This window comes from Ligilactobacillus animalis KCTC 3501 = DSM 20602, assembly GCF_001434535.1.
In the GTDB taxonomy this organism is placed as follows: Bacteria; Bacillota; Bacilli; order Lactobacillales; family Lactobacillaceae; genus Ligilactobacillus; species Ligilactobacillus animalis.
The window spans coordinates 197,524-212,770 of sequence record NZ_AYYW01000057.1 but is presented as its reverse complement, the minus strand read 5'-3'; the positions used below and the strand labels follow the sequence as shown (position 1 = coordinate 212,770).

The 15,247-nt window shown below is 39.4% G+C and carries 17 protein-coding genes and 1 riboswitch; of the genes, 16 read left to right on the top strand and 1 reads right to left on the bottom strand.

The features are described from left to right. Positions 1-69: 69 nt before the first annotated feature. The 14 genes from FC30_RS08875 to FC30_RS08810 all read left to right on the top strand — a co-directional run bounded on the left by FC30_RS08875 (position 70) and on the right by FC30_RS08810 (position 10,579). Positions 70-828, top strand: a complete 759-nt coding sequence (locus FC30_RS08875; RefSeq protein ID WP_010688959.1) for a tRNA1(Val) (adenine(37)-N6)-methyltransferase — start codon at positions 70-72, stop codon at positions 826-828. Continuing rightward, positions 812-1,099, top strand: a complete 288-nt coding sequence (locus FC30_RS08870) for a GIY-YIG nuclease family protein (protein ID WP_010688961.1) — start codon at positions 812-814, stop codon at positions 1,097-1,099. The genes FC30_RS08875 and FC30_RS08870 overlap by 17 nt, the downstream gene beginning before the upstream one ends. 140 nt (positions 1,100-1,239) lie before the next feature. Next, on the top strand, positions 1,240-2,235 hold the full coding sequence (locus tag FC30_RS08865) for a D-2-hydroxyacid dehydrogenase (RefSeq protein WP_029507313.1): 996 nt from the start codon (positions 1,240-1,242) through the stop codon (positions 2,233-2,235). Positions 2,236-2,410: 175 nt separating this feature from the next. Beyond that, the gene (gene rpsB, locus FC30_RS08860; RefSeq protein ID WP_004047620.1) at positions 2,411-3,208 is read left to right on the top strand and encodes a 30S ribosomal protein S2; all 798 of its coding nucleotides are present in this window, start codon (positions 2,411-2,413) and stop codon (positions 3,206-3,208) included. A gap of 147 nt (positions 3,209-3,355) precedes the next feature. Then, entirely contained in the window at positions 3,356-4,231 is an 876-nt protein-coding gene (gene tsf, locus FC30_RS08855) for a translation elongation factor Ts (protein WP_010688964.1), read from the top strand. A 241-nt stretch (positions 4,232-4,472) separates the two neighbouring features. Continuing rightward, positions 4,473-4,772, top strand: coding sequence for a hypothetical protein (locus tag FC30_RS08850; RefSeq protein WP_010688965.1), 300 nt, complete (start codon positions 4,473-4,475; stop codon positions 4,770-4,772). Between the two features lie 167 nt (positions 4,773-4,939). Continuing rightward, positions 4,940-5,803 (top strand): CvfB family protein, encoded by an 864-nt coding sequence (locus FC30_RS08845; RefSeq protein ID WP_010688967.1) that lies wholly within the window; start codon positions 4,940-4,942, stop codon positions 5,801-5,803. 16 nt (positions 5,804-5,819) lie between these two features. Next, positions 5,820-6,302: a ferric iron uptake transcriptional regulator gene (gene fur, locus FC30_RS08840; protein ID WP_029507314.1), complete on the top strand. Its 483-nt coding sequence runs from the start codon at positions 5,820-5,822 to the stop codon at positions 6,300-6,302. Next, positions 6,286-7,176 (top strand): site-specific tyrosine recombinase XerD, encoded by an 891-nt coding sequence (gene xerD, locus FC30_RS08835; protein WP_010688970.1) that lies wholly within the window; start codon positions 6,286-6,288, stop codon positions 7,174-7,176. Before fur ends, xerD begins: the two co-directional genes overlap by 17 nt. 67 nt (positions 7,177-7,243) lie before the next feature. Further along, complete coding sequence (locus FC30_RS08830) at positions 7,244-7,603, top strand: GNAT family N-acetyltransferase (protein ID WP_010688971.1); 360 nt, start codon at positions 7,244-7,246, stop codon at positions 7,601-7,603. Continuing rightward, on the top strand, positions 7,593-8,360 hold the full coding sequence (locus FC30_RS08825) for a segregation and condensation protein A (protein ID WP_010688972.1): 768 nt from the start codon (positions 7,593-7,595) through the stop codon (positions 8,358-8,360). Before FC30_RS08830 ends, FC30_RS08825 begins: the two co-directional genes overlap by 11 nt. Next, positions 8,350-8,931, top strand: a complete 582-nt coding sequence (scpB, locus tag FC30_RS08820; RefSeq protein ID WP_010688973.1) for an SMC-Scp complex subunit ScpB — start codon at positions 8,350-8,352, stop codon at positions 8,929-8,931. Before FC30_RS08825 ends, scpB begins: the two co-directional genes overlap by 11 nt. Positions 8,932-8,979: 48 nt before the next feature. Beyond that, positions 8,980-9,705 carry a pseudouridine synthase gene (locus tag FC30_RS08815; protein WP_010688974.1) on the top strand — a complete coding sequence of 242 codons (726 nt, stop codon included), beginning with the start codon at positions 8,980-8,982 and terminating at the stop codon, positions 9,703-9,705. 53 nt (positions 9,706-9,758) lie between these two features. Beyond that, positions 9,759-9,885, top strand: a riboswitch (FMN riboswitch). Between the two features lie 127 nt (positions 9,886-10,012). Next, on the top strand, positions 10,013-10,579 hold the full coding sequence (locus FC30_RS08810) for an ECF transporter S component (protein ID WP_010688976.1): 567 nt from the start codon (positions 10,013-10,015) through the stop codon (positions 10,577-10,579). Between the two features lie 141 nt (positions 10,580-10,720). On the opposite strand, the gene FC30_RS08805 is transcribed toward FC30_RS08810, so the two are convergent. After that, positions 10,721-12,298, bottom strand: coding sequence for an Nramp family divalent metal transporter (locus FC30_RS08805; protein WP_010688978.1), 1,578 nt, complete (start codon positions 12,296-12,298; stop codon positions 10,721-10,723). A gap of 213 nt (positions 12,299-12,511) precedes the next feature. On the opposite strand from FC30_RS08805, the gene FC30_RS08800 reads away from it, so the two are divergent. Continuing rightward, on the top strand, positions 12,512-13,552 hold the full coding sequence (locus FC30_RS08800; RefSeq protein WP_010688979.1) for a helix-turn-helix domain-containing protein: 1,041 nt from the start codon (positions 12,512-12,514) through the stop codon (positions 13,550-13,552). Further along, positions 13,536-14,978, top strand: a complete 1,443-nt coding sequence (locus FC30_RS08795) for a RecQ family ATP-dependent DNA helicase (RefSeq protein ID WP_010688980.1) — start codon at positions 13,536-13,538, stop codon at positions 14,976-14,978. The genes FC30_RS08800 and FC30_RS08795 overlap by 17 nt, the downstream gene beginning before the upstream one ends. Positions 14,979-15,247: the final 269 nt, after the last annotated feature.

The following is a 15,247-nucleotide window of genomic DNA, read 5'->3' as shown; positions in this document are numbered from 1 at the left end:
ATTTTTTAGTATGCTAAATTTATCTTAAAATTGCAAGTCACGTTAAAGAGTAAAAGAAGGTGTTTTGATTTGAATAAAATCGAATTGAGAGAAGATGAACGGATCGACCAGTTATACGCTAACGATATCAAAATAATTCAAAGCTCAAAAGTTTTTTCTTTTTCTTTGGATGCAGTGTTACTGGCCCATTTTGCCGAGCCAACAAAAAAAGAAAATGGCAAAGTAGTCGATCTCTGTGCGGGAAATGGGGCAGTTGGTCTATTTTTGACAAACAAAACTAAAGCTTCGATCGTGGCTGTCGAGATCCAACCTAAATTAGCTGAAATGGCTGAACGTAGTGTTAAATTAAATTCTTTAGAAAAACAGCTGACTGTCTTGAATCTTGATCTAAACGATTCGTTGACGCATTTGAAAAAAGATAGCTTTGATACGGTCACATGTAATCCCCCGTACTTTTCGGATCTTCCAACTAGCAAAAAAAATCCTAACCCTTATCTGGCATTGGCCCGCCATGAGATCACGGTGACTTTAGCTCAAACGATCGAAATGAGTAGTGCACTTTTAAAAACTAAAGGTAAAGCTTATTTTGTTCATCGTCCTGATAGACTGTGGGAGATCTTTGAATGCATGCAAAAAAATCGGCTAGCTCCTAAGAAGATCCAACTAGTCTATCCTAAAGCAGGTCGTGAAGCTAATATGGTCTTAGTCGAAGCGATCAAAGATGGACGCAAAGGCGGATTGCGCTTTATGCCTCCGATCACAGTTTATCAGGCAAATGATGAATATACACCGGAGATGAGGGAAATTTTATATGGAACAGCAGAGTAAACAGTATTTTTTCTATGTTTTACGCTGTGCGGATGCTACTTTTTATACAGGCTTTACGACTGATCTCAAACAGCGTTTAATGACTCACAATAGTGGACAGGGAGCTAAGTATACCCGTGTTCGGCGCCCGGTGAAAATGATCTACCATGAGCAATTTGCGACTAAAAGTTTAGCACTTAAAAAAGAATATGCGTTCAAACAACTAACACGCCAACAAAAGGAAAGCTATTTGCGTGAACATGGAGTAGCTGAGAAATATTTGTTAAGATAGACTTATGTTATAGTAAGAGTTGAAGTGCTAACTTTAGATTTGAAGTTAAAATGTGAGATCATCAAGAAAAGTTAGCTAAAATTCAAGAAAGGAAGGCTGCATTTCTTCATTTGGAGTCACATTTGGTGCAGCAGTTCGTTATGAAGTTTATTGCTTATAATGTACGTCAAGATGAACGTGCTTATTTTGAAAATTGGTCTCAAAAAAATAATATTGAAATAAAATTAGTTGCCGATGAAGTTACGTCCGAAAATTTGAGCTTGTCCAAGGGATATGATGCTGTTATCAGCTTTCAGACTGGGACGTATCCAGCGGATCTTTTTAAGACTTTGGCTGGTTATGGTGTCAAAGATGTTTCGATCAGAAATGTCGGGGTCGATAATCTAGACCTAGCTGAAGCTAAGAAATATGGGATCGCGGTAACTAATGTGCCGGCATATTCGCCTAATGCGATCGCTGAATTTTCAGTAACGATCTTACTACAATTGTTGCGTAATCAAAATATTTTCCGCAAGCGAATGGCTTCCAATGATTATCGCTGGGCTCCCTTTGTTGGTAAAGAGATCAGAGCTTTGACGATCGGGATCGTTGGCACGGGGCGGATCGGTAAAGCTGCGATCGATATCTATAAGGGCTTTGGTGCTAAGATCTTGGCGTTTGATCCCTATCATGATCCTAAATTGGAAAGTGAAGGTATCTATGTTGATACGCTAGAAGATCTAGTGGCTAAAGCCGATGTGTTGACTTTGCATATGCCAGGCTCTGACAAAGATGGACATCTGATCGATGCTAAAATGATCGAAAAAATGAAAGATGGCGCTTATATCATCAATACTGCGCGCGGTTCTTTGATCGATGCTAATGCTTTACTTGCAGCTTTGAAGAGTGGCAAATTAGGTGGTGCTGGTTTAGATACGTATGAATTTGAGACACCGATCTTTAACCACGATTTAAATGAAACGGGTGTTGAAGATGAACTGTTCAAAGAGTTAGTTGCGTTAGATAACGTTGTGATGACGCCACACATTGCCTTTTACACTGAAATAGCTGTTGAAAATATGGTCAATATCTCATTAGATTCGGCTAAATCAGTGATCGAGACTGGAACGGCCCCGACTTTAGTTCAAACAAAATAAGCTTGATTTTTTAACAGAAACGTTTGCAATTGCTCTAGGAGTAGGTTATAATACCAAGAGTGCCTATAAAGGTACAATTCACACCTTATGCGATGGTCAAAAGAGTGCTCATTTGAGTTTTTTGATCGTTGAACATAGGGGAGGATAATAAAAACTATTTTGGAGGTTAATTGTAATGGCTGTTATTTCCATGAAACAATTACTTGAAGCTGGTGTACATTTTGGTCACCAAACACGTCGTTGGAACCCTAAGATGAAGAAGTACATCTTCACAGAACGTAATGGTATCTACATCATCGACTTACAAAAAACTGTTAAGTTGATCGACGATGCTTACGATTTTATGAAAGATGCTGCTGCTAACGATGGTGTTATCTTGTTTGTTGGTACAAAGAAACAAGCACAAGATGCGATCGAAGAAGAAGCAAAACGTGCAGGTCAATACTACGTAAACCATCGTTGGTTAGGTGGTACTTTGACAAACTGGAACACGATCCAAAAACGTATCAAACGTTTGAAAGAGATCAAAGCAATGGAAGAAGATGGCACATTTGAAGTGTTACCTAAGAAAGAAGTTGCTTTGTTGATCAAAGAACGCGATCGTCTTCAAAAATTCCTTGGTGGTATTGAAGATATGCCACGTATCCCTGATGTATTGTTCATCGTGGATCCTCGCAAGGAACGTATCGCTGTTAAGGAAGCACAAAAGCTTAACATTCCTATCGTTGCTATGGTCGACACAAACGCTGATCCAGATGAAATTGATGTTAAGATCCCATCAAACGACGATGCTATCCGTGCCGTACGTTTGATCACATCTAAGATGGCAGATGCGATCATCGAAGGTCGTCAAGGCGAAGATGATGCACCTGTTTCAGAAGAAACTTTCCAAGCTGCTAACGGCGAAGAAGTTGAATCCATCGAAGAAATCGTTGAAGTTGTTGAAGGCAACAACGATACAGATGCTGAATAGTTAATAAACTTAGGCTGTCTCAGGTTTTAGGTAGGCATTTTGGCCTTAGTCTTGAGATGGCCTTTTTTTAAATTTATGGTTTGGATACACCATGGTTTTTATGCCAAAAGTACTCCAAATTAATCACTCTAAGGAGGCCACTAGGCTATGGCAAAAGTTACTGCTGCTCAAGTAAAAGAATTACGCGAAAAAACTGGCGTAGGTATGATGGATGCTAAGAAAGCTTTAGTTGCTGTTGATGGCGACATGGACAAGGCTATTGATTTCTTGCGTGAAAAAGGTATGGCAAAGGCTGCTAAGAAGAGCGACCGTGTTGCTGCTGAAGGTTTAGCTGATGTTGAAGTTGTAGGTAACACAGCTGCAGTTGTTGAAATCAACGCTGAAACAGACTTTGTTGCTCAAAACCAACAATTCAAGGACCTTGTAAAACGTGTTGCAGGTTTGATCGCAGAAAACAAACCAGCTGATTTAGAAGCTGCTTTGGCTATCAAGACTGACAAAGGTACGATCAACGAAGAAATCATCGAAGCTACACAAGTTATCGGTGAAAAGATCACATTGCGTCGCTTTGAATTGGTTGAAAAAGCTGACAACGAAAACTTCGGTGCTTACTTACACATGGGTGGTAAGATCGCTGTTTTAACTGTTGTTGAAGGTGCTGATGAAGTGGCTGCTAAAGACGTTGCAATGCACGTTGCAGCTATCAATCCTAAGTACGTTAACCGCGACCAAGTGCCTGCTAGTGAAGTAGAACACGAAAAAGCAGTTTTAACTGAAGAAGCTAAGAACGAAGGCAAGCCAGAAAACATCATCGAAAAGATGGTTGCAGGTCGCTTGAACAAGTTCTTTGCTGAAGTTGCTTTGGATGACCAAGCATTTGTTAAGGATCCAGACTTGACAGTTGCTAAATTCATGGCTTCTAAGGACGGCAAGGTCAAAGCCTTCGTTCGTTACGAAGTTGGTGAAGGTATCGAAAAGAAAGCTGATAACTTTGTAGAAGAAGTTATGAGCCAAGTTAAATAACATTCGCTTATTTTAACGCTAGAACCCTTGATATATCAAGGGTTCTTTTTTGTGTTGGGAATGAAACTATTCCATATTAGCAAGAATAAGCAATTTTTGTGGTGTTTCTAATTATTAAAGAAAATGAGTAGCAGTACTTGACAGTAGTCGTTTTTCGGAAGAAAATTTAGTTAGTTTTATTTAGTATAATGGGTATTTATGGAAATATTGATAGAAGTGTTCTCTAAAGGGGGACAGAGTGATGACTAATTTGATCTATCAGCTGTTAGTTGAAACGAAGACAGGCTTGAAAGTATGTAAATTATGGAACGAGCTTACTAAGTTATTTAATGCTTATCTGAGTTATTGTTCTAAAAATAAAGTCGTAGGTGTGATAAGTTATTTAATAACAATTATTGTTGGCGCGGTAGTACTTAAACTTTGGCTTATTCCGTTCTTGCTCAAGCTTATGCTTATTGGTGCCTATCTTCTGGGAGGATTAGTTTTTGGTGCAGTTTTGTCTGTTATCTTACTATTAAATTTCTTTGCCCAACACTTATGACCTGTCCGGATAAATAATATGTTAAAAAAGTTGAGATAGAACACTATTTTCTGAGAACATAATGATAATCTATGATATATTTAACGCAACAATTCGCAATTCATAGTGTTTTTAGGTAAAATAGAAAAAGAAGTTTCTAGTCAGAATAGTTAGGGAGCATAATAATAATGTTAAAAGATTTAATTGGACGCAATATAACTGCTATGGTCATTGATGAAAATGCAGATTATGTTTTTGCGCAAAAAGAAGGAACAACTTTTAGGATCGCCAAGAGCGAACTTTTGAAGTTACCTAAACCAGGGGCTATGATCTCAGGCTTTGCTTATGAAAATGAAGATCATGAATTACAGTTGACTAAAACTGAACCCAAGAGTGGTTTTGATCGTTATGCATGGGGTGAAGTAAAGAAGGTCCAACGTGGCTTAGGGGTCTTTGTTGATATCGGTCTACCTAACAAAGACATCGTAGTTTCGACTGATACTTTACCTGAATTGCAAAATCTTTGGCCTAAAGCAGGCGACCGTTTGATGATCGCTTTACGTGTAGATGATAAAGGCCGTCTTTGGGGCGAATTAGCTACAATGGAGATGTTTAAAGCTGTAGGTGATGCTGCAAGTCAAAAGATGATGAATAAAGACGTGATCGCAACGGTCTACCGTTTGAAGATGGTGGGTTCATATGTCATTACTAAAGATTACCAATTAGGCTTTATTCATCCGTCAGAACGTGATCAAGAACCGCGTTTAGGTCAAGAAGTTAAGGCCAGAGTGATCGGGATAAGACCAGATGGGACATTGAATCTTTCATTACGTCCACGTGCTTATGAAGCTATCAGTGATGATGCGCAAATGCTTCTAGCTGCTTTACAACATAATGCAGAAGGCCGTTTGCCGTTTACAGATAAGAGTGATCCGGCTGAGATCAAAGTCTATTTTGGGATCAGTAAAGGACAATTTAAACGCGCAGTTGGGCATTTGATGAAAGCTGGCTTAGTTGTGCAACGAGATGGATATTTGATCTTAGTCAAATAGAGTATAGAAAGGAAGGATGACCTTGGATCAGTTAGCAAAGATCGAACAAAAGTTACATGCACAAGGTTTTAAATTAACACCTCAAAGAAGAGCCACGATCGCAGTGTTACTTGAGCATCAAGCTAGGCATCTTTCGGCCGAAGAGGTTTATTCCTTACTCCATCAAAAACATCCTGAAGTTGGTTTAGCAACTGTTTATCGGACCTTGGACGTTTTGGCCGAGATCCAGATCGTCAATAAGATAAGTTTTGAAGATGGGATCGCACGCTTTGACCTAAAAACAAGTGATAAGGGACATTTTCATCATCATCTTGTATGTAGTGTTTGTGGCAATGTGACTGAGATCTACGAAGATATGCTGATCGACGTTGAAGAACGACTCGCCCGGCAATATCATTTTGAGGTCACAGATCATCGGCTAACTTTTTTGGGTATTTGTCAAGATTGTCAACGAAAACAAGTGATCAAGGAAGTGAAAGACGATGCCTCCAACATCTGAAGTGATAGCTGATTATTTGCATTATCTCATGGTCGAACGTGGTCTATCTAAAAACACACTTCTGAGTTATGGACAAGATCTGCGCCAGTTTGCAGCATTTTTAGAGCAAAAAAAAGTTACGCTGACTCAGGTCGATCGTGATCTGATCATGTTGTATTTAGAGAGCCAATTACAACATCAAAAAGCCAGGACCACGATCAGTCGTTGTATTACAAGTTTAAGGCGTTTTTTTCGCTATTTGATGCAAGAAGAGCTCGTCACTAAAGATCCGATGCAACTGATCGAATTACCTAAAAAAGAAAACCATCTGCCGGAAGTATTGTCAGTGTCTGAAGTTGAAATGTTACTTCAGACACCTGATGTAGAAAAGCCATTGGGGTTACGTGACCGTGCGATCTTAGAATTGATGTATGCGACTGGATTACGAGTCAGTGAGGTCATCAATTTGAAATTAGCTGACCTACATTTAGAGTTAGGGATCATCCAAACACTAGGTAAGGGTCAAAAAGAGCGGCTCGTCCCGATCGGAGATACAGCTGTAATGTGGGTCCAGCGCTATTTAAAAACGGCGCGTCCTAAACTATTGCGAACACCAAATGATTATTTATTTTTAAATTTTCACGGAAATCAATTGACTCGTCAGGGGATCTGGAAAAATTTGAAACAGCAGGTCAAATTGGCGGGGATCAAGAAAAATGTGACTCCACATACGTTGCGACATTCATTTGCGACCCATATTTTAGAAAATGGAGCTGATCTGCGGATCGTCCAAGAACTATTAGGGCATGCAGATATTTCAACAACGCAACTCTATACGCACTTATCTAAGAAACGCTTAGCTAAGATCTACAATGAAGCTCATCCGCATGCGTGATTGTCTTTCGCGTGAATTTGTGGTAATCTAGCATAATCAGATGAGCAATTAGCTATTGGAGGAGAAAATGCTTTATAAGTATAAAAGCGACTATGAAAAAACCGCAATGGGATTGTTATCGTTTATCCCCGATTTAAAAGAGATCGCTAATTTGAAGACGGAAATTGAATGGTACGAAGCTGACAGCTCGCATGTGCTATATTTATGGAAGAATGAGAATCGTGATTTTGTCGGTGTTTTAGGGACCGAAATAAATGAAGATTTCATCATGGTACGTCAGATAGCAGTAACACCAACGGAAAGAAGTCAAGGACTGTGCTTTTTGATGCTAGATAATTTAGCCGAACTCTATCCGGATAAGAAGATAATGGGTAATATTGAAGCTTCGTCCTTGATAGCTAAATGGGAGCACCATAATGAAAAATGAAGCGACGCCAAATGTAAAAGAGTTACTATTTAAAGTTCCTGATTTTGAGGGGCCGTTAGATCTATTGTTGCACTTGATCAAGAAAAATCAAATGGATATCTATGATATTCCGATGGCGGAAATAACTACCCAGTATATTGACTACTTGCACCAGTTAAAGGAAATGCAATTAGACATTGCTGGGGAGTATTTGGTTACAGCTTCGATGCTGGTCAATATTAAAAGTAAGATGCTTTTACCAAATGAGCAAGCTAGCCTACAAACAGACGATGAAGTTGAAGATCCACGTGAAAGTTTAGTGCAACAATTGCTATTACACCAAACATTTCAAACTGCTGCCCAGAATATGCGCGGTTATGCTGATGAAAGGATGAAGTTATATCCGCGTGAACAAGCGCTCGTACCAGCTGGTGCTAGTTTAGGGAAACTTGACCCTGATAGCTGTGATATAACTGCATTGCAGAAAGCATTTGCACGTTTGATGCTCAAACGTAAGGCCCAAAAACCAGTTATGCGCAAAATCGAATCAGAACGTTATTTCTTAAAAGATCAGATCACGCGGGTCGAAAAATTGGTCAAGCAAGCAAAAGAGCCGATCGAATTTGAGGATCTGTTTGCAGCAAATGCAGCCTTAGAGCTAGTGGTGACGACCTTTTTAGCACTTCTTGAATTGGTCAAACAAGGAGCGATCAGAGCCACACAAGAAGATATTTTAGGACCAATAAAATTAGTGAGTGGTGAAGTAAATGCTGTCTAATCAAGCTAAAATAGAAAGTTTGCTGTTTGTAAGTGGAAATGAAGGCATAACAGCGCGCGAGCTTTCACAGTTGACAGGGATCATGAAACCGGCTGTCTTAGATCAGTTAGCTTTGATCGAAAAAAAATATAAACAGGATGCCAACACCGCCTTAAAGTTGATCCATGCAGAAGAGCGTTATCGGTTGGTGACTAAGAAAGCTGTGACTGAGCTAGTTAAACAGTATTTTGAATCACCGGCAATGACGGAATTATCCTCAGCTGCATTAGAAACGTTGGCCGTAGTGGCTTATAAACAGCCTGCGACTCGGATCCAGATCGATGAGATCCGTGGAGTGCAATCAAGTGGGATGTTGCAAAAGCTGTTAGTGTTAGATCTGATCAAAGAAGCTGGTCGAATGGATGCTCCTGGTCGTCCGATCATGTATGCAACAACGGAAAATTTCCTTAATTATTTTGGGATCGAATCGCTAGCACAATTACCTGAATTACCACAAGATGACGAAAAAAATGAAGCTACTTCAGATGATCTAATGTCATTATTTAACGACGCATTAGATGATGAAGAGTAGTTGATAGTGAAAGGAAAAAACTGCAGTTGCTGCAGTAGGTGACTAAAAATGGCAGAAAGACTGCAAAAAGTGATGGCTAACGCTGGGGTGGCTTCTCGGCGTGCCAGTGAAAAGATGATCTTGGACGGACGGGTTCGAGTTAATGGTAAGGTCATCAAAGAATTAGGTCAAAAAGTTGACGGAAATGACGTGATCGAGGTCGATGGACACTTGATCGAACGCGAAGAAAAGGTCTATTACCTTTTCTATAAGCCACGTGGCGTTATCAGCGCGGCTAAAGATGATAAGGGTCGTAAAGTGGTGACTGATTACTTTACTGATTATAGTGAACGTGTCTATCCCGTTGGACGGTTAGATTATGATACTTCTGGTCTGCTTTTATTGACCAATGATGGAGAACTAGCTAATCGTTTGATGCATCCACGTTATAAAGTCAACAAGACTTATGTGGCTAAAGTCAAAGGAATTGTCCAAAATGATGAGTTAAAGCAACTACGTGTGGGCGTCCGCTTAAAAGATGGCAAAAAGAGTGCCCGGGCTAAGGCCAAGATCTTGTCTTTAGATAAAAAAAGTGATACTTCGATCGTGTCGTTGACGATCCATGAAGGTCGAAATCATCAGGTCAAGAACATGTTGCAAGCTGTCGGACATCCTGTTAAGAAGCTCAAACGTGAAACATATGGCTTTTTGACCTTAGCTGGATTGACTTCAGGGCAATATCGTGAGTTGACACGTGAAGAAGTAAAAGCTCTTTATGAGCTAGGAAATAAGTAAGTTACTTGTTTTTTTTAAGTTAGTATGCTAAACTAACTGTGATAATAATTTAGGTTTATCTTCAGGGCAGGGTGTAAATCCCGACCGGCGGTAAAAGTCCGCGACTCCTCGTTTATTGCGAGGACTGAACTGGTGTGATCCCAGTACCGACAGTTAAAGTCTGGATGAAAGAAGATAGGTTTTATATACATGGGTGGAGTGGATGCTTTACCGATGAAAATAGACCTCTGTTGCTCAAGATGAACAACAGGGGTCTATTTTTGATATAGGATCTACTGTGAGATGGACCTCTTAGGAGGAATTAGCTTTGGCAGTAAAACGTTGGGTAGTAGCAGCTTGCTTAGCTGCTATCTCGTATCTTTTGATGTTTCTATCATTTGTGATAGTTCCGATCGTACCTTTTATGAAGTTAGATTTTTCGGATATTCCGATCTTATTGGCTTTCTTTATTTTAGGTCCATTAGGTGGGATACAGGTCGCATTTCTACGTTCCTTGTTGTATTTTCTGATCACAGGGCCGTCATTACCACAATTGATCGGCGTCAGCTTGAGTTTTGTGGCGACGTTAGCGTTTTGTTTACCACTTTACTATTTGCTCAAAAACAAGTCATTGGTATGGCAAAATGTTGTAGGAGCTATTTTAGGGGCCACGCTGAGCTTAACAGTTGTATTAGCCTTACTTAACTGGCTTGTGACGATCCCGCTATATATGAGCTTGTTAGGGATGAAATTAAGCATTCCTTTAGGACAGATGATTTTATTTGGAGTCGTACCATTTAATTTGATCAAGGGGATCGTGATCGGTGCAGCTTTTATTTTGATCTATAAAAAGTTAAGTGTTTGGATCGAACATAAAAAATATCTCCAATCATAATAAAAAGAGGGCTCATAGCGAAAGAATTTTGCTATGAGCCTGTTTATTTAGAATTTAACAGTATAAAAATATCCGATCAAATTTCTCAAACATGGAATTTGATCGGATATTTTTAGCTTAGGCTAGTAGTTTTTCAGCCAATTATTTGTTATTACCTGCTTGGTGAGCAGCTAATTTTTCAGCATAGCGCTTATTACCTTTGTATAGCTCATACATTGTCCAGATCAAGAGCGCTGCGATCACAACGATCAAGGTATAAGCAATTCCGTTAGCTAATTGAAGTTGAGCAGCTGATGGCTTATCACCGAAGAAACCAGCCACCATATCTGGTAAGCCCTTGAAATCAAGGATCGTTAAGGTCAAGACAGAAAGCCAACCTAGAACTTTGACCCAAAGAGAGTTTTTGAAACGTTCGCCCATTTCAGTCTTACTATTTGTCATCATCAATAATGGTAACATTGAGAATGGTAAGGCTAAGGACAAGAATACTTGAGAATTGATCATCAAGTTGTTTAGCGCTTCGTGTTCTTGTTCAGCACTTTGACCAGCTGAAAGTGAAACACAGACCAAAACCGGGATAACAGAGATCAAACGTGTGATCAAGCGACGTGCCCAAAGTGGCATCTTCAAATGAACGAAACCTTCCATGATAACTTGACCAGTCAATGTACCCGTGATAGTTGAGTTTTGACCAGAAGCAAGCAAGGCAACAGCAAAGAGTACAGAAAGGATACCTGATTTAGCAACCGAGATCAAGACACCGTTACTGAGCATTGATGTATCAGATAAAGCTTCGTAAAGACCAAAGAATGATGGATCATCTACTGCACCGCTCTTGAAGACCGCTACACCCATGATCAAAAGTAATGAGTTAACGACAAAAGCAGCACTCAATTGAATGTTAGAATCCCAAGCTGAGAAACGTACAGCTTCGGCAACGTCTTCTTCGTTGTTATGATCGATCTGACGAGTTTGGGAAACAGCAGAGTGTAAGTACAAGTTATGTGGCATGACCGTTGCCCCGATGATCCCTAAGGCACCGTTCAATGGTGTCATACCATGAACTTCAGGTGAAGTTGCGAAAGTTTGTGAAGTTGGAATGAAACCTGCAAAAACAGCACCCCAATCAGGATTTGACAATGCAACTTGGTAAGTGAAGACGAACAAGATAACTAAAATTAAAGCAACAACGATCGCTTCGATCTTTCTAAAACCGATTTTTGTTAATAAAAGCAAAAGTAAAACGTCAAATACGGTAATAAATACGGCAAATACTAGTGGGATACCGAATAAGAGATATAAGGCAATCGCAGCCCCGATAACTTCAGCGATATCAGTAGCCATGATAGCTAACTCGGTCAAGATCCATAAAATGATCCCGAGCGTCTTGCCTGTTCTGGCACGGATCGCTTGGGCTAAGTCCATCCGGCTCACGATACCAAGTTTGGCAGCCATGTATTGTAAAAGCATCGCGATCAAACTTGACATCAAGATAACGGACATTAATAGGTATTGGAAGTTTTGTCCACCGGTGATGGAGGTTGACCAGTTACCTGGATCCATATAACCTACCGCAACTAAGGCACCTGGGCCAGAGTAGGCAAATAGGGTCCGCCAAAATCCTTTCCCTTTAGGCACTGTAACAGTACCATTGATTTCCTCTAATGAGGGACCATTCGCATATTCAACGAGTTTGTGTTTTTCGTGTTTTTTATCCACAATAAAAACCGTCCTTCCTTTTTTAGGTACTTAGACATTGTACACCTTATTAAGCCAAATTAAAAGTATTTTTTAGGTGTGCCTTACAAAAAATATTTTTAACCTAACTTATGTTGTTTGAAACAAATTTAGAAGAATTATTCAGGTTTAGCAAAAAAATCAGCAAATTTAGCGTATATTATATAGTGAAGACTTTTAGTGGGCGGTGGGCATATGGATTATGGATCAGAAAAATGGTTGCTTTATTTCTCTGAGAGTCAGCCGAGACGCCCCGCCGTCATTCGTCAACTCTTGAGTAACCATCTAACGACTTCGGCTTTATTTTGGGGGAGGGCATATGGACTTTTAGATATCATTGCTTTACCGCTAGATATAAATAACTTCGAGCCTACATTAGATGAACTATGCCAAAAGAAGTTGCTAGTGGAGACTTCGAAAGGGATGTGTTTGACTGCTAAAGGTAAATTACGGGTCGAAGAATTGAAAAGTAAGCACCAATTTTTGCGTGAACCGGCCTTTTTTAATGGATTTGATCTTAAGGGCTGGGAGAAGCAATTTTATTTATTAGTTCAAGTTGCGTCAGAATTGAGCTATCAAAATAATAAATATTTTGCGATCACCAATGATTTTAGAACGCAACAACTTTTCAAAAACTGGTTCAGACGATATGGAAAAGCTACATTATTAGAGGAGATAACGACATCATTGACTGATTTCTTAGCACATGAGCCTAAGTTGGATGCGCAACTCTTTTGTGAACAATTAACGGGACATGGACGTTTAGGACAGACTAAAGCACAATTAGCTGCAAGATATCGACTACAAATTGCTGAGATCGAGGTGGGCTGGCGCGATATGTGTGCTCGATATGCTAAATATTTGCTTGAACAAAACTTTGAGCTGGCAAAGCTTGTTTTGAATTATAAACGCCTATCTAACTTGCCGGCTAGTACAGAGAAGACATATACTTTGTTTTTAGCGGGTAAAAGTATTGAAGAGATCGCAAATTTACGAAGGATACGGAAGAGTACAGTCCAAGAACATCTTTTAAATGTAGCTATTCTAGCAGATGATTTTCCAAAAGAACAGTTGTTGTCACCGAAGATAAAAAAGCAGATCGTGGATCTTTTTGAAAACTGTCCAGTCTTAGACTGGAAGTTTCAACAATTGCATGAAAGCTACCCTGAGATCTCATTTTTTGAGTATCGTTTATGCCAAATAGAAAGGATAATTGCAGGTGAAAGAAAAGCTTGAAGCCATCTTGAAAAGTGAATTTGGCTATCCAACATTTAAAACTGGTCAAAAAGAGACGATCGAGTCTTTATTAGCTGGTAAAGATACTTTAGCTATTTTGCCGACGGGAACTGGAAAATCTCTGTGCTACCAGTTTATCGGAAAATATCTAAAGCGTTCAGTATTGATCGTTTCACCCTTGATATCACTGATGCAAGATCAAGTCGAGCAACTGCGGTACAGTGGTGAAAAAGCGGTAGTTGCTCTAAATTCACAATTGAGTTTTGCTGAGAAGAGATTTGTATTACAAAATATTGCTAGTTTTCAATATATCTATGTTTCACCGGAAATGTTGGGCTCGGCTGAAGTTTTGAACGCACTTGGTCAATTAGAGTTAGGACTGTTTGTCATCGATGAAGCCCACTGTATCTCGCAGTGGGGACCTGATTTTCGACCTGAGTATCTAAATTTAGGCAAAATCAGAAAAAAGCTACATGAGCCCCTGACTTTAGCCTTGACTGCAACGGCAACTCCTAGAGTAGCACAAGATATAACTGCTAGTCTGGGATTAGCACAGACAGGAAATGTGATCCGATATCCGGTTGATCGGCCCAATATCTATCTAGGAACACAAAGTTTTATAAATGAACCCGAAAAACTTGCGTATCTCCTAGAATTACTTCCTAAGTTAAACGGGAAGGGGATCATTTACTTTTCAAGTAAGAAAAAAGCTGACGAAATAAACGAAAATTTGGTAACTAAGGGATTCAAGAGTGCAGTTTATCACGCTGATCTAGAGCTGACAGAACGTTTTTTGGTACAACAACAATTCTTAAATGATCAATTAGATGTTATTTGTGCAACTAGTGCTTTTGGAATGGGGATCAATAAGCCTAATATCCGGTATGTGATCCACTATCACATGCCAAATGATCTTGAAGCTTATGTGCAAGAGATCGGCCGTTGTTCGCGTGACGGGAAAACTGGGATCGCAGTGCTACTATATGAGCCTGGTGATCTAAAACGTCAGGAATTTTTGATCGAAAAAACCTTGCCTAACCCCCAACAGATCCGGTATTTTACCAAACACCAAGAGTTGCTCCAAAACTTTCCCAGTGAAGAAATGCAATTATTAGCACGGCTGTTAGCTAATGGTTATCAAAAAGATCAGATAGAGACATTGGTGAAAAAGCGTCAGACTGAACGTAATGTTGCTTTACAAAAAATGCATCAATATCTTAAAACTGGTAACTGTAAACGCCAATTTATCGCGCAATATTTTGGTGATAAAGTTGAAAACATCCATGGCTCAGGAACTTGTTGTGGCACTGGTCAAGCGCTCCCATTAGAAAAACTTGGCTTATTAGGAGAGCCGGCAGTAAAGGTGAGTGAAATAAACGAGCTGGACTATCGCGAGATCTTACAGCAATTGTTTAAAGAAACCTAACTAAATGAGAATTTCAAGCGATTATTTATATATTTTTAGGAGTATTTATGCTATTATATTTTGTAATATTAGTAGTTTTGTGAGTACTATGAGCTAATTGTAAAAACAAGCTATCGTTTATGAATGTCAACTAAAAAGTTAGAATGTGGAGCTGACATTTAATTACTTTGATATTGTTTTATACTGTTATCGGCGGTATCATAAATTTATGTAGCAAGCTCTAAGAGATATTATAATTGCTTCTAAACTATATAGTTTGCCATGCATGT